Source organism: Aquamicrobium terrae, from assembly GCF_052978165.1.
In genome coordinates, this window is record NZ_JBRKLZ010000001.1 from 668,433 (window position 1) to 689,805 (window position 21,373).

Sequence of the window (21,373 nt, forward strand, 5' to 3'; positions counted from 1 at the left end):
CAGAAACCCCGCCAGCGGCAGGCGCCTGACGATCTCTTAGAGCGAGCCCAGCTCGCCGAGTTCCTTGGCGACCAGATAGTAGAACGTCACCCGTTCCTTGGTGTTGTCGCCGGCCATGGCCTTGGCGACCTTGGCGATGGCAGCCTCGGCGGCCTGCGGCTCGGCGCCGAGCTTCTTGATGCACCAGCTGTCGCGCACGCGGTCCAGTTCCTTCTGGTCGCTGGTGGCGACAAGCGAGGAATCGCGATTGCGCAGGGCTATGCCCAGATGCTTCACGATCTTGTCCACCACCGCGGCATCCGCGCCGGCATCGTATTTCTTCACATCAGCCAGATAGTCGCTCATCGACATCCCCTCTCGGAGTTAGAAATCCCCACTTCCACGGTGATCCGCCGCTGCAACCTGTCGCCGGGCAGGATTCCCGTACCGATTGCGAGCCTGCAAGATATCGCGCGGCCAAGTCAAGCCAAAGAAATCCGTGCCGACACCGATAATTGCCTGCCTGCGCACTCTTCCATTTGCCGCCGGGACTGCCTATATTCGCATCGTCGGCTCGTCCGACTATGGCGATAAACGGGCGATGAAATAAACCGTTCGGACCCGGGGGCGGTACCCGGCGCCTCCACCAAAAACCGCCGTTACGGGCGGCTTTTGCTGGGGGCGAAACAGGATCGACGAAGGTGTAAAGATCGTACTTTCGCCCGGCATTGTACCACCGTTATCGGGCTAAACTTATAGTTGCCAACGACAACTATGCGGAAGCACGTCTCGCTGCGTAATGCGGTGCGACAGCTTCAAATAAACTCCTAGGGGTTCGCACCTCTAGGCGGGGTTCGGAGGTACCTGGCAACAGAAACCTCCACTTTCTCCCCTCCTCTTTCATCTCCTCCTCTCCAAGGCCGCTGCGACGCGCCGCCGCGCGCGTTGGCGTGCCGGTTTTCCACCCTGACATTTCCAAGGAGTATCCGATGGGTTCCGAACGCTTCTTCGTCATCACCGGCGGTCCCGGCTCCGGCAAGACGACGCTGATCGAGGCGCTGGGTGCAAAAGGCCATTCGGCCATGCCCGAAGCGGGACGCGGCATCATCCGCGCCCAGCAGGCGATCGACGGTCCCGCCCTGCCGTGGCGAAGCCCGGCCCTGTTTGCCGAACTGATGCTGTCCTGGGAAATGCGCTCCCATGCCGCCGCGCGGGACATGGAAGGCCCGCTGGAAGGCCCGCTGTTCTTCGACCGCGGCATTCCCGACACCATCGGCTATCTGCGCCTCACCGGCCTGGCGGTGCCGGACCATATGATGAGCGCCGCCAGAACCATGCGCTACAACCGCCAGGTTTTCATCGCGCCGTTCTGGCCGGAAATCTTCGAGCAGGACGCCGAGCGGCGGCAGACGGCGGCCGAGGCGGAGCGCACCTTCGACGCCATGCGGACGGTCTATGAGGAACTCGGCTACGAGCTGCTGCACCTGCCGCTTGCGCCGGTCGACGAGCGTGTCCGCTTCGTGGCCGAGGCCGTCGGCCAACCGCCCCAAACATAGCCTCTGGCAGGGGTCGCCGATCAAATTTGCACGGCCTGGGCCCTGGAGGGGGCGTTGCCCCTCTATATGCGGTTTACGCCGTCGCCAAGCTTGATTACAGCTAGGCTGACGATTTAACGGAACTGTTCATGGCCGACGACCATATCAGATACGACATTCTGGCTCAGGAAGCCCTGCGCGGCGTCATGCGCAAGGTGCTGGCGGAGGTTTCGCGCACGGGCCTGCCCGGCAACCATCACTTCTTCATCACCTTCCTGACCGGCGCGCCGGGCGTGCGTATTTCCAGCCGCCTGCGCGAGCGCTATCCCGAGCAGATGACCATCGTCATCCAGTTCCAGTATTGGGACCTGAAGGTCTCCGATACCGGGTTCGAGGTCGGCCTTTCCTTCTCCGACATTCCCGAGAAGCTGGAGATTCCGTTCTCGGCGGTTCGCGGCTTCTACGATCCTTCGGTGAATTTCGAACTGGAGTTCGATGTCAGGACCGAACCGTCGGAGGCCGCCTTGCAGGAACCGCAGGAACCGGCCGCGCAGCCGCCGGCCGAGGTGAAACCCGCCACCAAGAAGAAGCCGGCCGAAGCCAAGAAGGAAGCGGCCGCCGCCGAGCCGGCGGCCGGCAAGGGCGCCGAAGTCGTATCGCTCGACGCCTTCCGCAAGAAATAGGGCGGGCACCGCCGTGGCCGAGATCGTCAACCTGCGCCAGGCCCACAAGCGGAAGGCGCGGGAAGATCGGGAGCGCGTGGCAGCCGGGAACCGCGCCCTTCACGGCCGGTCGAAGGCCGAGCGGGAACGCGACCGCAAGGCCGATGAAAAGGCGGTCAGCTTCCTCGATGGGCACAGGCGTTCGCCGCCGCCCTCTTCCGACGATGCCTGAGTGAGCCTGCGGACAGTGCCATGGGCCTGGTGAAAAAACGTTCGGTCACCATTCGCGGCCACCGTACCAGCTATTCCCTTGAAGAGCCGTTCTACGACGATCTCGTCGCCATCGCCGTCACCCGCGACATGCCGCTTGCGGCGCTCGTGGCCGAGATCGACGCAAGCCGCCCGAGGGAGTCCAACCTGTCGTCAGCCCTGCGGCTCTATGTGCTCGACTGGGCCAAGGGCAAGCGGGGCTGATGCCCTCCGGCCTACGCATCGTCATCCCCGCACCCGCAGCCCGCGAGAACTTGTCCAAGTTCGGGCATGGATTCCCGACACTTTGCGCTCCCTGCGGTCGCTTAAAGGTCGGGAATGACGGATGTGCTTATACTTTTCCGTCATTCCCGGCCTCGCAATGAGCGAAGCGAATGGAGAGTGTCGGGAATCCATGCCGGAACGCTTCAAGATTCCTGAATCGCTTCCAACTCACGATCACTTCGCCTCCTCCTCGGGAGTGACGGCCGCAGCGCGATTCATCCGCCTTCGAGCGACCGCAACAGGTTCTGCAAGGTGAACGGTTCGGTTGCCGGGGGCACGGTGCCGTTGTCAGTGGCGGGCGGCGGCAGCGGCGCGCGCTCCAGCGCCGGCGGTTCCGGCGAACGGGCGGCCTCCGCCTCGCGGCGCGCACGCTCCTCGGCTTCCGTTGCGCGAGCAGCCTGCTCGGCCCGCAACTGCTCTTCACGCGCAAGGCGTTCCGCCTCGGCCCTTGCCCGCGCTTCCTGTTCGGCCTTCAGCCGTGCCTCTTCCTGCCGGCGCCGTTCCTCCTCGGCCGCGCGCTCGCGCTGCACCTGCAAGGCCGCGTAATAGCGCACTTCGCGCCGCAGCCGCTGCTTTTCGAGCAGGGCCGCCTGCATGGCTTCCACCCGCTGCTGCTCCCGCTCCAGCGCCCGCTGGGTCAGGAATTGCGCCAAGGGCGCGCTGTCGAGGCTGACCGTCATGGAAGCAAGGGGGCCGCCGACCGAGAAGTTGAGCACCGGCTCCGAGCCGACCAGCGCCTCGTTTCCGGCACGGTAGGCAACTGCGCCCTGGACCTGCGCGGTGCCGGCAGCCAGATCGGCGCCAAGATCGGCCGAAATATCCGCTGCCTTGCCAGACAGCTTGACCGGCGGCGCCCGCAGCACCCCGTTCGCGAGCGTGAAGGCAATGTCCGCGTCCTGCACGGCGAAGCTGCCTTTCGTTGCAATCGCCGGCGCGAACTCGGCCGTCCGGCGTGCATCGATGTCGCGGCCCGCGGCATCGGCCGCCGCCAGGAAGGCAGGCAGCGCATCGGCGTTGAGGTTGGCGACCTGCAGCCCCCTGAGCGAGGCCGTACCGGAGCCCGACAGCGAGGTCACCATGCCGTCGACCGACTTGCCGCTGGTCGACAGGGCGGCGGAGAGATCGGTCTTTCCGGACAGGCCGCTGTCCGGCAGGAGCGCGGCAAGGTCCGCGCCCCCCACGCTCATCTGTGCGCTCAGCAAGCCAGTCCCGCCGGAATTCTTGAGCTCGAACAGGCCGGACAGCGCCCCGCCGAACAGCCTGCCCGTGAGATCGGAAACCCGCAGCCCCTCGCCGTCCAGTTTCAGCGACAGGGAGGCATCGTATGCGGTGGCGAAATGCCCGGCCAGAAGGGCGGCCGTGGAAACGTCCAGCTCGGCGCTGACCGGTGCGGTGGAGGTGGCCGCGAAGGGCACTGTCGGCCAGCCCTCGGTGACGGACGCAAAGGCGGCATCGCCCATCAGCATCGCCGCCAGCGGGTCGAGGTTGAGTTCGTCGAGGACCAGCTCGCCGGTAAGATGCGGCTTGCCGTCCTTCACCTCGGCATTGATGTCGCCTGAAAAGGCGCTTTCATTCACTGCGCCGGAGAGGCCGTTGAGGATCAGCAGGCCGCTGCCATAATCGGCATCGGCGCTGAAAGACATCGAGGTTCCCGTGCCCATGCCGGGGATGGCGACGCCGGCCGTCATCAGCCAAGGCTCGATATCGGCCGCCTCCAGGCTTGCCCTGCCCTTCAGCGCCGCGCCCTGTCCGGCCGCCGAAACCGTGCCGTCGAACGAAGCCTTGAAATCGTCGCCGGTCAGCACCGCCATGGTGGCCATGCCGTCGCGCAGGCTGCCCTTGGCGGAGATATCCGCCACGCCGGGACCCGTCAGCCCGAGCGGCAGCGCCGGCAGGCCGGCCAGCGCCATCAGCGTCGTCGCATCGTCGTTGCGGATGCCCAGGGTGACGGACAAGGGCGTGTCCAGCATATCGCCGGCATCGCGCTGGCCCGAAAGGCTGGCTGAAAAGGCGGAACCGCCGGCGCTGCCTTGCGCCGAAAGGGCGAAGCTGCCGCCGCTGCCGTCCTCGGCCGCCACGCTCATCACCGCATCGATACGCGCATCCTCCAGCAACCCGGGATAGGCGCGCGCACGCGCCGCCAGCCCCTTAACCAGTGCCCCGACGATCGGCCCGCTGTCGCCTTGTCGGCCATCCAGAGCCTCGACCAGCGGCGCCAGATCGACGGCGACCAGCGAGGCATCGAGATTTCCGGCGGGACTGTCGGGAAAACCGGAAATGCGCCCGGTGGCGCTGACGGCAGCGCCGGCCAGTCCGGTCAGCGCCAGCCGGTCGACTTCCAGCACACCCTCGCGCAGCCGCAGCGCCGTATCCACCCGCTCGGCGGAAAGACCCCATGCCTCGACCGGGCCGGCCTTGATATCGAAATCGAGATCCTGCCCGGTGAAGCGGTTGGCGCCCTCCGTGCTGACGAAGATCGAGGCAAAGGCGGAAAGCCCTTCCAGGTCGAGCGCCCCGCCATCGAGCGTCAGCGCCACCGCCGGCCTCGCATCACCGGTCTGCACGGCCTCGATACGGCCGCCGAACTTGGCGCCGCCCAGCATCAGTTCCAGATTGCTGAACTTCTGGCGCGAACGCGTCAGGTCCACCTCGGCGCTGAAACCGGCGCCCGGCAGGCGGCGCACCGCCTCGTCGACGTCCCTCGCCAGCCATGCCGCGAACCCGGAAGGCTGCGCCACGGCAAGCAGCATCTTGCCCTTGAAGCCGAAGGACTCGCCGGTGCTCAGCAGGCCGTCGGCATCCAGCGTCGTGCGTCCGGGCAAGGTCGCGCCCAGCGAATGCACCATCCAGCCGGCTTCCGCCGGTTCGGCCGAGAGGTGCACGTCGCGAATGGTGGTGTCGCCGGCCACCACGGCCGGCAGTTGCACATCGACGGAGCCGGGGATCGTCGGGCGCGGCAGCCGCCGCAATGCCGTCTCCAGCGCGGCGATACGCGCTTCGGCGCTGAGCGCCGGCCCGCCTTCGCCCGAGACCGCTTCGTCGAATTGCACCTGCGCCCCCGACGCCTCGATGCGGAAGCGCGGCTCCGGCCCCAGATCGAGCGAGGCGGTGCCGTCCGCGGCATAGGGATTGTCGAGCGGCCCCGTCTCGAAACGGAATTCGTCGAGGGAAAGCCTGCGGTGATCGAGCTGGAACTTGCCGCTGGCCCGATAGCCGGGCACGGCCTTCACCGGCGCGACCGCCACAGCCTCGCCGTCGCTGCCGCGCAATTGCACCGGGCTCGCCTCGTCCTCCGTCAGCCTGAACTGGCCGGCATAGAACAGCGCGCCCTTTTCAATACGCGCATTGCCGTCGCTTTCCATGGTCGCGGCAAGGCCGTGGGGCCGGGCCCGCAGCCTCAGCCGCATGTGGCCGTCGTCGCCGACCCGGCCGGTGGAGGCGGAAATCTCGGTGCGCAGCCCGTCGAACAGCATGGCGCCGTCCACCCGCCATGGTCCCAGCAGCGACCTCGCCGAAACCGTGGCATCGACGCCCGACAGCGTGTGAACGCGCCCGCCCGCGCCGTGCCGCACTTCCACCTCGCCATCGGAAATGGTGAGCTTTTCGACGGCGATCTGGGCCGGATCGAAGGGCGAGGACGGCCGCATCGCCCAGTCGACCGTGCCGTCCTCGCCTATGGCGATGGTGGCGCGCGGCCGCTCCAGCCGCATGTCGAAGATCAGCACCTCGCCGCGCAGGAACGGCGCCAGTTCGGCATCCATGGAGAATGTATCGACGGTCATGGCCGGCTGGCCTTCGGCGCCGCCGGACACCACGACATCGGTGAAGGTGACGGATGGAAACGGCAACAGCCGGGCCGTGGCATCGCCGCGCACCGTGACGTTGCGGCCGAGGATGGCGCTCGCCTCACGCTCGAAATCGGCGCGGTAGCCGGTCCAGTCGATGAACGGCGGCACGGCCAGCGCCGCAAGCAGCACCAGAACCAGCAATCCGCCGACGATCACGAACAGGCGTGCGAGCATGTCCTCACTTGAGCCCTGGAGCATTTCCGCTTTCTGTGAATTGCGAAAACACCCCAACCCTTTGTTTGACGCAATTCCGATCGCAAAACCGCTTCGCACTTTTGCTGGAATTGCCCAGGAAGCAGCCCGATCCTATCCGGATATCGATGACGATAAAGAGGCAATGCCGGTTGCCCGCTGCAAAATGCTCTAGCCGGTGATGGTCTTGCCCGGGTTGAGGATGCCCTGCGGGTCAAGCGCCTGCTTGATCGCGCGCATGATATCGACGCCATGGCCGAGTTCGCGGCGCAGGAAACCGGCCTTGCCCTGCCCTATGCCATGCTCGCCGGTGCAGGTGCCGCCCATGGCGATGGCGCGCATGTTGAGCCGGGCGACGAACCCCTCCACCCTGGCGATCTCGGCCGGATCGTCTGGGTCCATCAGCACCAGCGTGTGGAAATTGCCGTCGCCGGCATGGCCGACGATCGGCGCGACCAGACCGTTCTCGGCGATATCGACCTCGGTTTCGGCCACGCATTCGGCCAGCCGCGAGATCGGCACGCACACATCGGTGGAAAGGCCCTTGGCGCCGGGCCGCAGCGTGAAGGAAGCCCAATAGGCGTCATGGCGCGCCTTCCACAGCTTGCTGCGCTCCTCGGCCACGCTCGTCCACAGGAACGGCCCGCCGCCCTGCTCCTCGGCGATCATGCCGAACAGATCGGCCTGTTCGGCAACGCCGGCCTCACTGCCGTGGAACTCGAGGAACAGGCATGGGCTCTCGGGATAGTCGAGCTTCGAATGCAGGTTGATGGCCTTCATCTGAAGGGCGTTGACGAGTTCGATGCGGGCGACCGGAATGCCCATCTGGATGGTCGCGATGACCGCTTGGCAGGCTGCCTCCAGGGTCGGGAACGGGCACACCCCGCCCGAAATCGCCTGCGGAATGCCGTGCAGGCGCAGGGTCAGGCTGGTGATGACGCCAAGCGTGCCTTCCGATCCGACCAGCAGGCGGGTGAGGTCGTAGCCGGCGGCACTCTTCTTCGCCCGGCTCGCGGTCGTCACGACCTCGCCATCGGCCATCACCGCCGTCAGCGCGATCACGCTTTCGCGCATGGTGCCGTAGCGCACCGCATTGGTGCCCGATGCCCGCGTCGCCGCCATGCCGCCGAGCGAGGCGTTGGCGCCGGGGTCGATCGGGAAGAACAGGCCCGTGTCGCGCAGGTGCCGGTTGAGGTCCTCGCGCGTTACTCCCGGCTCGACCGTGCAGTCGAGATCCTCGGCATTGACCGCGAGAATACGGTTCATGCGCGAAGTGTCGAGCGAAATGCCGCCACCCGGCGCGTTGACATGGCCTTCGAGCGAGGTTCCCGTTCCGAACGGGATCAGCGGCACGCGATGCGCGGCACAGGCCCGCACCACCTGCTGCACCTCTTCGGTGCTTTCGGGAAAGACCACGCCATCCGGCATCTGGTTCGGCAGGTAGGTCGTCGTGTGGCCATGCTGCTCGCGAATGGAATGGCCGGTCTGGAACCTCTCCCCGAACGCATCGCGCAGCGTTTGCAGAACCGCCGCGATGCCTTCCTCGTTGCGTTCCACCGCGATCAGGTCGCTGAGAGCCATGCTTCCTCCGCCAACAGGACAGGCGGGCCTCCTGCTTGCGATTAAGCTCGGCCCGCGATTATGTTTCCTGATCTGCCTTTCCGGCAGCTTTGTCCAGCTTTGGAAGGACCCTGCATGACTGTTTCCGCACCCTTCGTCTCGCGCGTCATGGAGGTCGAGAAGGACTGGATCGACTACAACGGCCATATGAACATGGCCTACTACAATGTGCTGTTCGATCGCGGCGCCGACGAGGTGCTGAACCTGCTCGGCATCGGCGCGGCCTATGCCAGGGAGCGCAATCTCACCATCTACACGGCCGAGGTGCATGTCTGCTACGTGCAGGAATTGCACCAGGACGACAAGGTGGCGGTGAGCTTCCATCTGCTGGACAGCGACGAGAAGCGCCTGCGCGCCTATCAGGAAATCCGCCATGTCGATGGCTGGCTGGCGGCCACCTCCGAAAGCCTCTCCTTGCATGTCGACATGTCCGGCCCGAAGGTTGCCGCCTTCCCCGAAGATGTCGCGGCCAATATCGAGGCGATGCGCGCGGCGCACAGCCGCCTGCCGATGCCCGAACGGGCCGGACGCGCCATCGGCATCCGCCGCAAGGCGACGGCCTGAAAGGGGCGCCCAAGCGCCCCGTTAACCCTAAGAAAGGATAAACGGGGGATAGGCCCGACGATGCCGTTGCAACGAATCGCGGCAACGGCCAATCCATTGGCATGGCTACGCAGAACAACCTGCCGCCTTCGTCCGCGACGGCCGGCCCCATACGCAGCGTCAAAATGGAAGCCGAGCGGCTGGCCGCCGATCCGCGCGTGACGGACTACGATTTCTGGCGCACGCTGCGCAATGTCGACAATTGCATCTTCGAGATCGCGGCCAGGGGCCAGCCCATTCCCTTCGACATGGTGCGCTGGCGCGCCATCCTCAAGCAGGCGCGCTCGCGGCGCGGGCACGCCTGACGGTCCGCACCACAAAACCCTTATCTGTCAAAGGTTTACGACCGTCCTTGGGCTCCATGCCTCAGAACGCATAGGCGGCGGTCGAGGCCACGCCCAGCAGAAGCGCCACGCCGATCAGGATCGCATAGAGGCGCGGCAGGTCGAACAGCACCGCATAGCCTGCGACATAGGCCGTGAAGGCCGAGCCCAGCGCCAGAAGGAAGCCGTTGCGGTCGCCCGCCACCAGATTGGCCGCCATCAGTCCGCCGAGGATCAGCGCCCCGAACACGATGATGACCGCAATGCCGGCCTTGTCGAAATTGTCGTCCATGCCTCATCCCTTGCAACCGGTCCGCTGTCCCCGGGGGAATTCCGAGGCGGACCGGTGAAGCAGACTTAACCGAGCAGACGGCGGGAGCAAGACCAAACTGGTATTCACCGCCCCGGAAGCCGGATCGGTGTGGATTTCAGGAGACGGTCGGCCATTGCGGCATGCGCCGGAAGTGGGGCGATGAGCACCCGCGCCGGAGGCTTTGCTTGCCAGCCGCCCGCCTGCCGGGGTAATCGAGAGCGGTTGCCGGAACAAAACGGCGACACTTCTGGTCTTTCGGGACCGAATCACTACATTCGGGAACAATGTCCGGCTTTTCCGACGATATGCCCTTCTTTGACGAACCGGGCGCCAGGCCTCCGGCCGCCTCCGGCGACGCTCACGCGCCGTCCGGCATCGCCGCACGCGCCATGGCCGCGCGTCAGGCGCAGAGCGGCCCGCCCGACTATCTGAAGGGGCTCAATCCCGAGCAGCGGCAGGCCGTCGAGACCACGGAAGGCCCTGTACTGGTCCTGGCCGGCGCCGGCACCGGCAAGACGCGGGTGCTCACCACCCGCATCGCCCATATCCTGGCCACCGGCCGCGCCTACCCCTCGCAGATCCTGGCGGTGACCTTCACCAACAAGGCCGCGCGCGAGATGAAGCAGCGCATCGGCCTGCTGGTCGGCGAAGCGATCGAAGGCATGCCGTGGCTCGGCACCTTCCACTCCATCGGCGTCAAGATATTGCGCCGCCATGCCGAACTGGCCGGCCTGCGCTCCGATTTCAGCATCCTCGACACCGACGACGTCATCCGCCTCATCAAGCAACTCATCCAGGCCGAAGGTCTGGACGACAAGCGCTGGGCGCCGCGTACTTTCGCCCAGATGATCGACGGCTGGAAGAACAAGGGCCTCGGCCCCGAGGAGATTCCGGAAGGCGATGCACGTGCCTTCGGCAACGGTCGCGGCCGCGAGCTCTATCGCGCCTATCAGGAGCGGCTGACCACGCTGAACGCCTGCGACTTCGGCGATCTTCTGCTGCATCCGATTCGCATCTTCCGCGCCTACCACGATATTCTGGCCGAGTATCACAAGCGCTTCAGATACATATTGGTGGACGAGTACCAGGACACCAACACCGCCCAATATATGTGGCTGCGCCTTCTGGCCCAGCGCCCCCGAACTTCGGCATCCACCTCCCCCCAAACGGCCGAAGGCCGAGCGCGCGACGGCGCGCCGGGCGACGTTTCGTCCGCCCCCGCGGAGGGCCAGCCGCCGCAGGCGGCGATGCGGCCCGTGAGCGAAAACAAAGTCAATATCTGCTGCGTCGGCGATGACGACCAGTCGATCTATGGCTGGCGTGGAGCGGAGGTGGACAACATCCTGCGCTTCGAGAAGGATTTTCCGGGCGCGACGGTGATCCGGCTGGAGCGCAACTACCGCTCCACCGCCCATATCCTCGGCGCCGCAGCGCATCTCATCGCCCACAATGAAGGCCGGCTCGGCAAGACCCTGTTCACCGACAGGCCGGACCCCGAAGACCCCAAGGTCAATGTCCATGCCGCCTGGGATTCGGACGAGGAAGCGCGCGCCGTCGGCGAGGAGATCGAGGCGTTGCAGCGCAGGAGGCATGTGCTCAACGACATCGCCATTCTGGTGCGGGCCTCGTTCCAGATGCGCGCCTTCGAGGACCGCTTCATCGAGATCGGCCTGAACTACCGCGTCATCGGCGGCCCCCGCTTCTACGAGCGGCAGGAAATCCGCGATGCCATGGCCTATCTGCGCGTCGTGGCCAATCCGGGCGACGATCTCGCCTTCGAGCGCATCGTCAACGTGCCGAAGCGCGGCCTCGGCGAGGCCACCATCCGCCAGATCCACGACACGGCCCGCGCGCTCGGCGTGCCGATGCTTCAGGCTGCCGCCAACCTGGCGGAGAGCGATGAACTGAAGCCCAAGCCGCGCGCCGCCCTGCGCGAGGTCGCCGCCAATTTCGCCCGCTGGCAGGACCTTCTGGAATCGACGCCGCATACCGAGCTGGCCGAGACGATCCTGGAGGAAAGCGGCTACACCGACATGTGGAAGAACGACCGCTCGGCCGAGGCCCCGGGCCGGCTCGACAACCTCAAGGAGCTGATCCGCTCCATGGAGGAGTACGAATCGCTGCGCGCCTTCCTCGAACATGTCGCGCTGGTCATGGATGCGGAGCAGAACGAGGACCTCGACGCCGTTTCGCTGATGACGCTGCATTCGGCCAAGGGGCTGGAGTTCGAGACGGTGTTCCTGCCCGGCTGGGAGGAAGGCCTGTTCCCCCACCAGCGCGCGCTGGACGAAGGCGGCCGCTCGGGCCTCGAGGAAGAGCGCCGGCTCGCCTATGTCGGGCTGACGCGGGCCAAGAAGAACCTGCACATCTGGTTCGTCTCCAACCGGCGCATCCACGGCCTGTGGCAATCCACCATTCCCTCGCGCTTCCTCGACGAACTGCCCGAGGCGCATGTGGAGGTCAGCAAAAGCGGATCGAGCTATGGCGGCTACGGCAACCCCTATGGCGCCTCGCGCTTCGACAATCTGGGCTCGCCGTCGGGCGGTTATGCCCAGAGAGGGGACCAGGCCTTTTCCAACACCTACGCCACCCCCGGCTGGCAGCGAGCCCGCCAGAACCGCACCGAAGCGACCAGCCGCAACTGGGGCACCCGGTCCGGCCATGCCGTCGAACGCATCGGCTATGGCGAGGCCGATTCCGGCTATGGCGCCGGCCGTGGCTCGGTGAAGGGCCGCACCATCGAGGGCGAACTGGTCGCGAAATCGGTGGCGGATGCCCCGTCGGCCTTCAAGGTCGGCGACCGGGTGTTCCATATGAAGTTCGGCAACGGCAATGTCGCCGCCATCGATGGCAACAAGCTGACCATCGATTTCGACCGCGCCGGCCAGAAAAAGGTGCTGGACAGTTTCGTGACCGCGGCCTGACAGACTAGCTTACCCGCCCGAGCGCATGGCTTTCAGTTTTTCGGCGGCCGCGGCGGCAAGGTCTCCGAATTGTTCCTCCAGCCGCTCGGCCGCTTCGATGACGGAAAAGTCGTGGTCGAATTTCTCCAGCGTGGCGCGCAGGTCCTCGACGAATTCGGCCTGACGGTCGAGTTCCCCGAACAGCGCCCGCACCTGCTCCTCCGTCACATGCGGATTCTCAAGGATCGCGGGCACCTCGCGCGCCATCTTCTCGCCCGTCTCGGTCTGCTTGCGCAGGATTTCGACCCAATCCGCCACGACATCCTCGTTTCTGTTCCGGCAACCATGACCGCTTGGGCGCAAAGGTCAATCTCCGGTCGTGGGCTGCTCCTTTTTCCCGGCGTTGCGCGCCTGCCGCCGAACCGCGCGCTCGCAGGTCTTGCGGATGTTCTCCACCTCCGTCTCGGTCAGATGCTCGATGCCGATGAAACGGTTGTTCGCCTTGGAGATGCGGATGAGTTCGTCCAGTTTCGCCTGCATCGCCACGCCGTCGCGGTTTTGCGTGTTCTGGATCAGGAACACCATCAGGAAGGTAACGATGGTCGTGCCGGTGTTGATTATGAGCTGCCACGTATCGGAGAAGCCGAACAGCGGCCCCGTCACCGCCCATATCACCACCACCGCCACGCAGGCGATGAAGGTGAACGGCATGCCGGCGATATAGGCGACGGCATTGGCAGCTTTGGTGAAGGACTTCTCGAGCATCGGACTGTCCTCGGACCCATACAGAACAGCGAGGCATGGCAACCGGTTCCATCCCGCCAAACGACTACAACTTTATACAACTTTCAATTGTAAAACCCATATACTGCATCTTATGGATGATCGGCCACAGTTTTCATGCAGGCGATGGTGCCTGTTCTTTCCGCTTCAGCGGAACCTCCGGCCCCTTCCGCCTCGCCACCCCCGCACGGCGGAAGGGGTACCGGCCTCGGGAGGGAGACGACATGGCGCGAAAGCCGGAGCGGCGGCGAGCAGGCAATGCATCGTCCGGCCGAGCGCTCCTTCTCGCAGCCCCTGCCCTCCTGTCGCCCCTCATCGGTCCTGTTGCCGCCGGGGCTGCCGAACCGCAGCTATCGGCTTCCATCGAGCGTCACTGGACCAGCAACGCGTTGGACAGCGAGATCGCCGTGGCGGACTGGTACACGCTACTGCGCGGCGGCATGCGCCACCAGGTGGGTGACGACGACGCCAATGCCGGCATCGACGCCGAGTTCCAGCTTGCCCGCCATGATCGCATCGCCATCGAGGACGATCGCAGCCTTGCCGTCTCGGCCCACGCCTTCCGCCGTCTGTCGCCTGTGCTGGAGCTGCGCGGAACGCTCGCCTATTCCGCCATCAGCAAGGGCGACCACCTCGAAATCGGCCCGCTGGTCATCGGCACGCGCGCCCTCAAGCAGGTGGCGAGCGCGCAGGTGCAGATGGGCTTGGCGCTGGGCGGAGCCACTGCCCTCGTCCTCGATATGTCGAATGCCTTCGAGACGACGGGGCGCACGCATTTCGAGCAGGACCTCCTCGATCCGGTGCGGCTCGATCCCGATGTGAACAAGTTCAGGGCCGCGGCGCGCCTCATGCGCACCCTCGGCCCGCTCGCCGCCGGCGGATCGCTCTCCGCCCTGTTCGCAACGGTGGAAAAGCTCGGCTCGCCGCCTGTCGCCCTCTCCTATACGCTCTACGGCGCGCAGGGCGAACTGGAGCTGCGCACAGCCGCCGGCATCGCCTTCGGCATGGCGCTGGGTGCGGAGAACTTGCGCGGGGCGCATGGCATCTATGATGAGGTCCGCCCCGCCTGGCATGTGAAGGCATCCATGCCGCTGCCACGCGATTTCGAACTGCGCGGCGCCTGGTTCGGTCGTTTTGAAACCGCCGACAGCGACGATCCGCTGGCCTCCTGGCTCGACCGGGCCGAGGTCGAGCTGGGCTGGAAGGCGACGGAACGCCTCGCTTTTTCCGCCGGCGTCTATCGCGAAGTGAAGCAGAACCTGCTTATGGAAAACGAGGAGCGTGGCCGGGGCTTCTATGCGCAGGCCACCTATGCCTTCGGCAAACCGCTCAGCGCAATATTCCGGGTGGATGTATCGAAGACGTTCAAGACCATCCTCGACATCCGGGAACGCACCACCGACGCCTTCATCGGCCTTCGCGCCCGGATTTGAACTGTACCTGCTCACGAGTGCGGGCAGCAAGGACGCGAACCTTCCTGCCCGCAGCCGGACCCGGACATCCGACTTATCGGCTTAGCGGCGCTTCTTCACCGCGTAGGACTTGACCGAATAGGTCGAGTAGGAGTTCCCGCTGTCGTAGGTGTTGCCGCTGTTGTCGGTGTAGCTGTTGCCGCCGCCGCCAATGCCCACCGACGACTTGGCCGAACCGTTGCCGATGCCAAGAACGCCGAGCCCGATGCCGCTCAGGATGCCGTTGCCGAGCACGGTGTTGTTGCCGGACAGGATCGGCGACTTGTTCAGGATCGGCGACTTGTTCAGGATCGAAAGGCCGTTGAGCAGCTTGACGTCGCCCAGCGCTATGGCAGGTGCAATATTGAGCAGGCCGCCACTGGAATTGTTGCTGTTGCCATTGGTGCCCCAACCGCCGGCATGTGCACTGAAAGTTGCAAAAGAAATAGCTGCGCCTGCAAGAATAACGGTGAACTTGTTCATGACACTCTCCTCTGTTGCTTCCGTTTGTCCTTGCGCTTCAGATAAATGCCTCCGATGTCAGGATACGGAATCCCGATCTGGTTGCAACTAAAGATTGCTATACTTTGGTTCTTCAACCCATAAACAGAATTTTAACGCTAATGTTTTACGTTAAGGGATATGGTTAGCAGTGCTGACCTGAAATCAGCCGCGCTCGACTTCCCACCGGTCCAGGAAATCTTCGATGGACAGGTTCTGCATGTCGCCGATGGCGCGGCCGATCTTCTCCACCGGCCAGTCCCACCAGGCCAGTTTCTCGATGCGCGCGGCTGTTTCCGGCGCAAAGCGCCGGCGCAGCAGGCGCGCCGGGGATCCCGCCACGATCGCATAGGGTTCCACGTCGCGCGTCACCACGGCATTGGCGCCGATCACCGCACCGTTGCCCACGCTTACGCCCGGAAGCACGACGGCTCCGTGGCCGATCCAGACATCGTGGCCGATGGTCACGCGCTTTGCCTGCCTGCGCTCGCGAAAGCCGGCATCGACGCCGAGATAGCGGAAATACTCGTTCGCCCGGTAGCTGACCTTGTGCTGCGTGATGCGCTCGATGGGATGCTCCAGCGCATTGATGCGGACATTGGCCGCCACCGAGCAGAACTTGCCGAGCGTGGCGTAGATGGCTTCGGCGTGGCGCTCGAAATAGGTGAAGGCGCCGACCGCCACCTCGCGCAGCACAACCCGCTCGCCGATCGCCACGTAAGGCTCCAGCCGGCAGCCCTTCAGCTCCGCCGTCGGATGGATGCGCGGTTGTGGCTCGCGCGGTTCTGGCTGTTGCGGCTCGTCCATCAGGCGGCTGTACGACGTGCCCTGCCCTTCGGCAAGCCTCGCGAGGTCCAAGCCTATTGGGGCTTGCCCTTGGCCCACTCCACCTGTTGGCCATAAAGCGGAACGGTGGTGATCGCCATCTTGGCCGATCCGTCCTGCACCTGCTGCGAATGGGCGACATAGACCAGCGTGTCATTGGCCTTGTCGTAGATGCGCCGCACCACCTGCTTCTTCCAGATCAGGCTGATCGACTGCCGGAACACCTCCTCGCCGCTCTGCCCGAGATCGATGTCGCCGATCCTGATCGGCCCCGTCTGCTGGCAGGAAAGCGCCGCATTGGACGGGTCCTCGAACCAGTTGCCTTTCTGGAGCCGGTCGATGACGCCGCGGTCGAAATAGGCGAGATGGCAGGTCACGCCCTCCACCTTGGGATCGGTCACGGCCTCGATCTTGATGTCGTTGCCGAACCAGTCGACGCCGATCTTGCCCACTTGTTCCGCATGAGCCGGAGCGAGGGTTCCGGCGACGGCCGCAGCGGCCATCAGGCTGGCAATCGTCTTGCGCAAGAGGATCTCCATGCTTTGCATTCGTCGCCAAGCAAGTGGGTTGAGCCTGCGCGCATTGCAAGCACAATAATGTGAAGCACCCGCATTGCGGCAAAGGGACCTCTTTGCCTGCCCCCGCCGGGCCACTAGAACTGGCGCATCTGTTCATCCTTGCGGCCGATGCCGCCTGAAAACCGGAATGTCCTGCCATGCGTAAGATCCTCGTCGGCATTCTCGTCCTCATCGCGGCCGGCATCGGCTGGCTCACCTACAACTGGTACGGCCAGCACTATGGCGGCGAACCCTTCGGCGCCGCCTTCGCGCTCACCGACCAGAAAGGCGAGCCGATCACCGAACAGGCCCTGCGCGGACAGCCGAGCGCCGTGTTCTTCGGCTTCACCCATTGTCCGGAAGTGTGCCCGACCACGCTCTACGAACTGGCGGGCTGGCTGAACGAGCTTGGCGACGAAGGCAAGAATATCCGCGCCTATTTCGTTTCGGTGGACCCCGAGCGCGACACGCCGGAGATCATGGACACCTACATCAGCAATTTCTCCGACCGTATCACCGGCATCACCGGCGACCCCGAAAAGGTCTTCGCCATGGCCAAGTCCTTCGGCATCTTCTGGAAAAAGGTGCCGACCGACGACGGCGACTACACGCTCGACCACACGGCCTCCGTGCTGCTGCTCAATTCGCAAGGTGACTTTTTCGGCACCATCGCCTATGGCGAGAGCCCCGATGCCGCCAAGGCCAAGCTGAAGCGGCTGGCTGCGGGAAGCTGACACCAACAGGCTCTCACCCCATGACCCAGACGCGCCTCCACTTCATCACCTCGAAGGAAGAGGCCGAGCGCATCTTCGCGGGCCTTGAAGCGGCCTTCGAGGACGACGGCTGGCCGATTGCCGTGCTGGAAGTCGACGAGGATCGCGATATCCACGAAGTCTCGCTTTACGCCGACGGCGATATCGACGAGGCGGAAGGCCGGTTGCGCGAGGTCCTGCGCTCCCTGTCCGTGGATCGCCCGGTGGAGCGGGAAGAACTGCCGGACATCGACTGGGTTGCCCGCTCGCTGGAGGGATTGCAGCCGGTGCGCGCCGGCCGTTTCTTCGTCCATGGCTCGCATGACCGCGACCAGCGCAGGGACGGCGACATCGCCATCGAGATCGAGGCGGGGCTGGCCTTCGGCACCGGCCATCACGGCACCACCGCCGGCTGCCTCGAAATGCTGGAGCAGGTGGTGGAGGCCGAGCACCCGGCCAACGCCCTCGACCTCGGAACGGGAAGCGCGGTGCTCGCCATCGCGCTCGCGAAACTTTCCGGCATCCCGGTTCTGGCCACCGACATCGACCCGGTTGCCACGGAAGTCGCCGCCGGCAATGTCCGGTTGAACGGCGTCGCCGGCCATGTCGAGGCCGTCACGGCCACCGGCTTCGACCATCCCGTCTTTGCCGAGCGCGGCCCCTTCGCGCTGATCGTCGCCAACATATTGGCGGGGCCGCTGATCGAGATCGCGCCGCAGATGGCCGCACATGTCAGGCCCGGCGGGTCGCTCGTCCTGTCCGGCATTCTGGACCGCCAGCACGACGCCGTGGTGGAAGCCTATGTCGCGCAGGGCTTCTCGCACATCGCCACGCTGCACCGCGAAGGCTGGGTCACCATCCATTTCAAGCCGGCCGCCTGAAACCGGCTTCCAGCCGCAATTCACCGGCCGTAATTCAATTGTCAGGCCCGCGCCGGAAGGCTAGGTTTCCGCGAGATTCATTCCGGGAAAATCCTGACATGTTCCAGTCGTTCGATTCGACCAGCGATCCCTCGCTTGCCTCGCCGCGCATCGCTGCCCTGCGCGCGTGGCTGGCCGCAAACGGCCTCGACGGCTTTTTCGTGCCGCGCGCCGACGAGCATCAGGGCGAATATGTGCCGGCGCGCGCCGCCCGGCTGAAGTGGCTGACCGGCTTTTCCGGCTCGGCCGGCGTGGCGCTGGTATTGGCCGACCGTGCCGTCATCTTCGTCGATGGCCGCTACACCTTGCAGGTGCGCCAGGAAACCGACCCCGCCATTTTCACCTATGACAACCTTGTCGAGAACCCGCCGTCGGTCTGGATCGGCGACAATCTCGAATCCGGCACGCGCCTCGGCTTCGATCCATGGCTGCACACGACAGGCGAGATCGACACGCTGAAGAAAGCCGCAAAGAAGGCCGGTGTCGACCTTGTGCCGCTGGACAGGAACCCGGTGGATGCCGTCTGGGAGGACCAGCCCGCCCCGCCCGTCACCCCGGTGGAACTCCATCCCCTCGCCTTTGCCGGCGAACTGGCCAGGGATAAGCTGGCCAGGCTGGCGGCGGCGATCGAGGCGGACGGCGCCACCCATGCGGTGCTGACCGACCCCTCCTCCATCGCCTGGGCCTTCAACATCCGCGGCAACGACGTGCCGCACACGCCGCTGGCGCTCGGCTTCGCCATCCTCGCCGCCGACGGCCCGCACCTCCTGTTCATGGACAAGGCCAAGTTCTCGCGCGAGGTCGAGGCCTATCTCACCCAGCTTGCCGAGCCGCATCAGCCGGATGAATTCGAGGCGGCAGTGGCCGCACTGGCCAGGAAAGGCGCGCGCATTGCGCTGGATCCTGTCCTGGCGGCGGAAAAGCTGCGCATGCTGGTCGAGGACAATGGCGGCACCGTGGTTTCCGCACCCGACCCCGCCCGCATCCCGCGCGCCGCCAAGAACAAGGCCGAGCTTGACGGCAGCCGCGCTGCGCATCGCCGTGACGGGGCCGCGGTGGCCGCCATGCTGTGCTGGCTCGACCGGCAGCGGCCGGGCGGCACCGACGAGATCCGCGCGGTCGAGGCCCTGGAGGATTTCCGCCGCCGCGCCGGCGAGGAGACCCAGATGCCGCTGCGCGACGTCTCCTTCGAGACCATTTCCGGATCGGGACCGAATGGCGCCGTCATCCATTATCGCGTCTCGCGCGCTACCAACCGCAAGCTGGGCGACGGCGAGCTGTTCCTGCTCGATTCCGGCGCGCAGTATCAGGACGGCACCACCGACATCACCCGCACCATCCCCATCGGCAAGCCGAGCGGGGAAATGCGCCAGCGCTACACGCTGGTTCTCAAGGGCCTGATCGACATCTCCATCCTGCGCTTCCCCGCCGGCACGCGCGGCAGCGACATCGACGCCCTCGCCCGCGTGGCCCTGTGGCGGCACGGGCTCGACTATGCCCACGGCACCGGGCACGGCGTGGGTTCCTATCTCGCCGTGCACGAGGGCCCCCAGCGCATCGCCAAGACCGGCATGGAACGGCTGCGCGAAGGCATGATCCTTTCCAACGAGCCGGGCTACTACAAGGAAGGCCACTACGGCATCAGGGTCGAGAACCTCATCGTCGTCACCCCTGCCGAGCCGATCGACGGCGGCGACATCGCCATGCACGGCTTCGAGACGCTGACGCTGGCCCCTTTCGACCGGCGCATGATCGTGCCGGAGCTGCTCTCGCCCGAAGAACGGGACTGGCTCGACGCCTACCACGCGCGCGTTCTTGCCGAAATCGGCCCGATGGTCGACGGCGAAGTGCTGAAATGGCTGGAAAAGGCCTGCGCACCGCTTATGCAAGAGGCGTAAGGGTCAGGCCATGAAATGCCGGGCGATGACGAGCACGGCGGCGCCCGCCAGGAACATCGACATCAGCCCGCCGCGCAGGGCCACGACGCCGGCCACGATGATGGCCGCCCATTCGGCCGGCCCGCCCTGCATGACGGCGGGGGCCACCAGGGTGGTCAGCACCGCCGCCGGTACGGCATTGAGGCCCGCTTCGACGCGGGGATGGATACGGTCGAAGCGCGACAGCACCAGATAGCCGCCGATGCGCGTGAAATAGGTCGCGACGGCAGCCGCGATTATGATCCAGACGGTGCTGCTCACGCCTTGGCCTCCGCCACGCCGACCCCGCTGAAGCGCGGCGGCATGATGACGGCCAGCGCCACTCCGGCCAGCCCGCCGATGGTGACATGCCAAGGCGAGCCCACCGTCCTGTAGGCCACCACCGACGCCACGGCGCTGATCGCCACGATGGGCAACCACAGCGGCCGCTGGCGGAAATCCATGACCAGCCCGAGGAAATAGATCGGCAGCAGGAAGTCGATGCCGAGCGCCGTCATATCCGGAATGAGCGTGCCGAACCACGCGCCGATCCCCGTATTGACCACCCACAGCGCATACATCGGCAGGGCCAGTCCCATATACCAGGCGAAGCTCGGCTGGTGGCGAAGGGCCCGCGTCTCGGTGAGCGCATATTGTGGATCGGTCAGCAGGAAATAGGCGACCCCCTGCTGCGGCTTCGTCCATGGCGCCAGATACCTGCCGACGGCGGCCGAATAGAGCACGTGGCGGAAGTTGACGGCGAAGATCGACAGCACGATCAGCCAGCCGGCCGCATGATGGCCGAACAGCTCGATGCCGACGAGCTGGCTGGCGCCGCCGAACACCATGGCGCTCATCAGCACGGCTTCGAAGACAGAAAAGCCGTTGTCGACCGCCAGCGCCCCGAACAGCATGGCGAAGGGAGCGGAAGCCACGAAAACGGGCACGCTGACGCGCACCCCGTCCAGGAATTCACTCCTCGTCGGCGATGCGGTGATGGCCTGTGCGCTCACGGAAATCCCTTTCAAGCGCCCGTATGTAGGCATTGCGCTGCGGCCTGTCATACGAAATCGATTGAACCAAGCGATCAGAACTAGTGATCTATGCGCCGGCGAGATGCGGGAGCAGCAGGTGTTCTGAACGGCCTCGCTGCTTC

The 21,373-nt window shown here is 65.5% G+C and carries 23 protein-coding genes and 1 other RNA gene; 13 read left to right on the forward strand and 11 right to left on the reverse strand.

Annotated features, from left to right (window positions below; genetic code table 11):
- Positions 1-36: 36 nt before the first annotated feature.
- Positions 37-345 (reverse strand): DUF2853 family protein, encoded by a 309-nt coding sequence (locus tag ACVCNR_RS03455; RefSeq protein ID WP_354192043.1) that lies wholly within the window; start codon positions 343-345, stop codon positions 37-39.
- A gap of 163 nt (positions 346-508) precedes the next feature.
- Here ACVCNR_RS03455 and ssrA point away from each other — a divergent pair.
- The 5 genes from ssrA to ACVCNR_RS03480 all read left to right on the forward strand — a co-directional run bounded on the left by ssrA (position 509) and on the right by ACVCNR_RS03480 (position 2,650).
- Positions 509-864, forward strand: a transfer-messenger RNA (tmRNA) gene (ssrA, locus tag ACVCNR_RS03460).
- Between the two features lie 104 nt (positions 865-968).
- Positions 969-1,535 (forward strand): AAA family ATPase, encoded by a 567-nt coding sequence (locus ACVCNR_RS03465; RefSeq protein ID WP_447073831.1) that lies wholly within the window; start codon positions 969-971, stop codon positions 1,533-1,535.
- Positions 1,536-1,663: 128 nt separating this feature from the next.
- On the forward strand, positions 1,664-2,197 hold the full coding sequence (locus ACVCNR_RS03470; RefSeq protein WP_354192040.1) for an SspB family protein: 534 nt from the start codon (positions 1,664-1,666) through the stop codon (positions 2,195-2,197).
- Positions 2,198-2,210: 13 nt separating this feature from the next.
- The gene (locus ACVCNR_RS03475; RefSeq protein ID WP_447073832.1) at positions 2,211-2,408 is read left to right on the forward strand and encodes a DUF4169 family protein; all 198 of its coding nucleotides are present in this window, start codon (positions 2,211-2,213) and stop codon (positions 2,406-2,408) included.
- A gap of 20 nt (positions 2,409-2,428) precedes the next feature.
- On the forward strand, positions 2,429-2,650 hold the full coding sequence (locus ACVCNR_RS03480) for a ribbon-helix-helix domain-containing protein (protein WP_354192037.1): 222 nt from the start codon (positions 2,429-2,431) through the stop codon (positions 2,648-2,650).
- 275 nt (positions 2,651-2,925) lie between these two features.
- Here the strand turns inward: ACVCNR_RS03480 and ACVCNR_RS03485 are convergent, their stop codons facing one another.
- The gene (locus tag ACVCNR_RS03485) at positions 2,926-6,732 is read right to left on the reverse strand and encodes an AsmA family protein (RefSeq protein WP_354192439.1); all 3,807 of its coding nucleotides are present in this window, start codon (positions 6,730-6,732) and stop codon (positions 2,926-2,928) included.
- Here ACVCNR_RS03485 and ACVCNR_RS03490 point away from each other — a divergent pair.
- The gene (locus tag ACVCNR_RS03490; RefSeq protein WP_447073833.1) at positions 6,731-6,925 is read left to right on the forward strand and encodes a hypothetical protein; all 195 of its coding nucleotides are present in this window, start codon (positions 6,731-6,733) and stop codon (positions 6,923-6,925) included. The two genes, ACVCNR_RS03485 and ACVCNR_RS03490, sit on opposite strands and share 2 nt — an antisense overlap.
- Here the strand turns inward: ACVCNR_RS03490 and ACVCNR_RS03495 are convergent.
- Positions 6,922-8,331 (reverse strand): FAD-binding oxidoreductase, encoded by a 1,410-nt coding sequence (locus ACVCNR_RS03495; protein ID WP_447073834.1) that lies wholly within the window; start codon positions 8,329-8,331, stop codon positions 6,922-6,924. The genes ACVCNR_RS03490 and ACVCNR_RS03495 overlap by 4 nt on opposite strands.
- A 114-nt stretch (positions 8,332-8,445) precedes the next feature.
- Here ACVCNR_RS03495 and ACVCNR_RS03500 point away from each other — a divergent pair, with 114 nt between their 5' ends.
- On the forward strand, positions 8,446-8,934 hold the full coding sequence (locus ACVCNR_RS03500) for a thioesterase family protein (protein ID WP_447073835.1): 489 nt from the start codon (positions 8,446-8,448) through the stop codon (positions 8,932-8,934).
- Positions 8,935-9,035: 101 nt separating this feature from the next.
- Positions 9,036-9,278 (forward strand): hypothetical protein, encoded by a 243-nt coding sequence (locus ACVCNR_RS03505; RefSeq protein WP_354192033.1) that lies wholly within the window; start codon positions 9,036-9,038, stop codon positions 9,276-9,278.
- A 61-nt stretch (positions 9,279-9,339) separates the two neighbouring features.
- On the opposite strand, the gene ACVCNR_RS03510 is transcribed toward ACVCNR_RS03505, so the two are convergent.
- Positions 9,340-9,588 (reverse strand): hypothetical protein, encoded by a 249-nt coding sequence (locus ACVCNR_RS03510; protein WP_354192032.1) that lies wholly within the window; start codon positions 9,586-9,588, stop codon positions 9,340-9,342.
- Between the two features lie 305 nt (positions 9,589-9,893).
- Between ACVCNR_RS03510 and ACVCNR_RS03515 the strand changes: the two genes are divergently transcribed.
- Complete coding sequence (locus tag ACVCNR_RS03515; RefSeq protein WP_447073836.1) at positions 9,894-12,533, forward strand: ATP-dependent helicase; 2,640 nt, start codon at positions 9,894-9,896, stop codon at positions 12,531-12,533.
- 9 nt (positions 12,534-12,542) lie between these two features.
- Here the strand turns inward: ACVCNR_RS03515 and ACVCNR_RS03520 are convergent, their stop codons facing one another.
- Positions 12,543-12,830 (reverse strand): hypothetical protein, encoded by a 288-nt coding sequence (locus ACVCNR_RS03520; protein ID WP_447073837.1) that lies wholly within the window; start codon positions 12,828-12,830, stop codon positions 12,543-12,545.
- Positions 12,831-12,878: 48 nt separating this feature from the next.
- On the reverse strand, positions 12,879-13,277 hold the full coding sequence (locus ACVCNR_RS03525; RefSeq protein ID WP_447073838.1) for a low affinity iron permease family protein: 399 nt from the start codon (positions 13,275-13,277) through the stop codon (positions 12,879-12,881).
- A 242-nt stretch (positions 13,278-13,519) separates the two neighbouring features.
- Between ACVCNR_RS03525 and ACVCNR_RS03530 the strand changes: the two genes are divergently transcribed.
- Positions 13,520-14,728, forward strand: coding sequence for a hypothetical protein (locus tag ACVCNR_RS03530; protein WP_447073839.1), 1,209 nt, complete (start codon positions 13,520-13,522; stop codon positions 14,726-14,728).
- Between the two features lie 81 nt (positions 14,729-14,809).
- Here the strand turns inward: ACVCNR_RS03530 and ACVCNR_RS03535 are convergent, their stop codons facing one another.
- The 3 genes from ACVCNR_RS03535 to ACVCNR_RS03545 all read right to left on the reverse strand — a co-directional run bounded on the left by ACVCNR_RS03535 (position 14,810) and on the right by ACVCNR_RS03545 (position 16,575).
- Entirely contained in the window at positions 14,810-15,229 is a 420-nt protein-coding gene (locus ACVCNR_RS03535) for a hypothetical protein (protein ID WP_447073840.1), read from the reverse strand.
- 183 nt (positions 15,230-15,412) lie between these two features.
- Positions 15,413-16,054 (reverse strand): DapH/DapD/GlmU-related protein, encoded by a 642-nt coding sequence (locus ACVCNR_RS03540; protein WP_447075630.1) that lies wholly within the window; start codon positions 16,052-16,054, stop codon positions 15,413-15,415.
- A 53-nt stretch (positions 16,055-16,107) separates the two neighbouring features.
- The gene (locus ACVCNR_RS03545; RefSeq protein WP_354192437.1) at positions 16,108-16,575 is read right to left on the reverse strand and encodes a CreA family protein; all 468 of its coding nucleotides are present in this window, start codon (positions 16,573-16,575) and stop codon (positions 16,108-16,110) included.
- A gap of 212 nt (positions 16,576-16,787) precedes the next feature.
- Here ACVCNR_RS03545 and ACVCNR_RS03550 point away from each other — a divergent pair, with 212 nt between their 5' ends.
- The 3 genes from ACVCNR_RS03550 (at position 16,788) to ACVCNR_RS03560 (ending at position 20,199) form a co-directional block, all read left to right on the forward strand.
- Positions 16,788-17,363, forward strand: coding sequence for an SCO family protein (locus ACVCNR_RS03550; protein WP_354192026.1), 576 nt, complete (start codon positions 16,788-16,790; stop codon positions 17,361-17,363).
- 20 nt (positions 17,364-17,383) lie between these two features.
- A complete protein-coding gene (locus ACVCNR_RS03555) occupies positions 17,384-18,262 on the forward strand; it encodes a 50S ribosomal protein L11 methyltransferase (protein ID WP_447073841.1) in 879 nt (292 codons plus the stop codon).
- Positions 18,263-18,360: 98 nt separating this feature from the next.
- A complete protein-coding gene (locus ACVCNR_RS03560; RefSeq protein WP_447073842.1) occupies positions 18,361-20,199 on the forward strand; it encodes an aminopeptidase P family protein in 1,839 nt (612 codons plus the stop codon).
- A 3-nt stretch (positions 20,200-20,202) separates the two neighbouring features.
- On the opposite strand, the gene ACVCNR_RS03565 is transcribed toward ACVCNR_RS03560, so the two are convergent.
- Together ACVCNR_RS03565 and ACVCNR_RS03570 are read right to left on the reverse strand one after the other, a co-directional pair.
- The gene (locus ACVCNR_RS03565; protein ID WP_447073843.1) at positions 20,203-20,499 is read right to left on the reverse strand and encodes a branched-chain amino acid transport AzlD family protein; all 297 of its coding nucleotides are present in this window, start codon (positions 20,497-20,499) and stop codon (positions 20,203-20,205) included.
- Complete coding sequence (locus ACVCNR_RS03570; RefSeq protein WP_354192022.1) at positions 20,496-21,230, reverse strand: AzlC family ABC transporter permease; 735 nt, start codon at positions 21,228-21,230, stop codon at positions 20,496-20,498. Before ACVCNR_RS03570 ends, ACVCNR_RS03565 begins: the two co-directional genes overlap by 4 nt.
- Positions 21,231-21,373 lie beyond the last annotated feature (143 nt).

Bases quoted from the DNA above. Each gene is read 5' to 3' on its own strand.
- ACVCNR_RS03465 (WP_447073831.1), top strand. From the start codon at position 969: ATGGGTTCCGAACGCTTCTTCGTCATCACCGGCGGTCCCGGCTCCGGC.
- ACVCNR_RS03535 (WP_447073840.1), bottom strand. From the start codon at position 15,229: ATGAACAAGTTCACCGTTATTCTTGCAGGCGCAGCTATTTCTTTTGCA.
- ACVCNR_RS03505 (WP_354192033.1), top strand. From the start codon at position 9,036: ATGGCTACGCAGAACAACCTGCCGCCTTCGTCCGCGACGGCCGGCCCC.
- ACVCNR_RS03555 (WP_447073841.1), top strand. From the start codon at position 17,384: ATGACCCAGACGCGCCTCCACTTCATCACCTCGAAGGAAGAGGCCGAG.
- ACVCNR_RS03530 (WP_447073839.1), top strand. From the start codon at position 13,520: ATGGCGCGAAAGCCGGAGCGGCGGCGAGCAGGCAATGCATCGTCCGGC.
- ACVCNR_RS03510 (WP_354192032.1), bottom strand. From the start codon at position 9,588: ATGGACGACAATTTCGACAAGGCCGGCATTGCGGTCATCATCGTGTTC.
- ACVCNR_RS03550 (WP_354192026.1), top strand. From the start codon at position 16,788: ATGCGTAAGATCCTCGTCGGCATTCTCGTCCTCATCGCGGCCGGCATC.
- ACVCNR_RS03455 (WP_354192043.1), bottom strand. From the start codon at position 345: ATGAGCGACTATCTGGCTGATGTGAAGAAATACGATGCCGGCGCGGAT.
- ACVCNR_RS03485 (WP_354192439.1), bottom strand. From the start codon at position 6,732: ATGCTCGCACGCCTGTTCGTGATCGTCGGCGGATTGCTGGTTCTGGTG.
- ACVCNR_RS03515 (WP_447073836.1), top strand. From the start codon at position 9,894: ATGTCCGGCTTTTCCGACGATATGCCCTTCTTTGACGAACCGGGCGCC.
- ACVCNR_RS03500 (WP_447073835.1), top strand. From the start codon at position 8,446: ATGACTGTTTCCGCACCCTTCGTCTCGCGCGTCATGGAGGTCGAGAAG.
- ACVCNR_RS03470 (WP_354192040.1), top strand. From the start codon at position 1,664: ATGGCCGACGACCATATCAGATACGACATTCTGGCTCAGGAAGCCCTG.
- ACVCNR_RS03545 (WP_354192437.1), bottom strand. From the start codon at position 16,575: ATGGCCGCTGCGGCCGTCGCCGGAACCCTCGCTCCGGCTCATGCGGAA.
- ACVCNR_RS03495 (WP_447073834.1), bottom strand. From the start codon at position 8,331: ATGGCTCTCAGCGACCTGATCGCGGTGGAACGCAACGAGGAAGGCATC.
- ACVCNR_RS03525 (WP_447073838.1), bottom strand. From the start codon at position 13,277: ATGCTCGAGAAGTCCTTCACCAAAGCTGCCAATGCCGTCGCCTATATC.
- ACVCNR_RS03480 (WP_354192037.1), top strand. From the start codon at position 2,429: ATGGGCCTGGTGAAAAAACGTTCGGTCACCATTCGCGGCCACCGTACC.
- ACVCNR_RS03490 (WP_447073833.1), top strand. From the start codon at position 6,731: ATGTCCTCACTTGAGCCCTGGAGCATTTCCGCTTTCTGTGAATTGCGA.
- ACVCNR_RS03540 (WP_447075630.1), bottom strand. From the start codon at position 16,054: ATGGACGAGCCGCAACAGCCAGAACCGCGCGAGCCACAACCGCGCATC.
- ACVCNR_RS03560 (WP_447073842.1), top strand. From the start codon at position 18,361: ATGTTCCAGTCGTTCGATTCGACCAGCGATCCCTCGCTTGCCTCGCCG.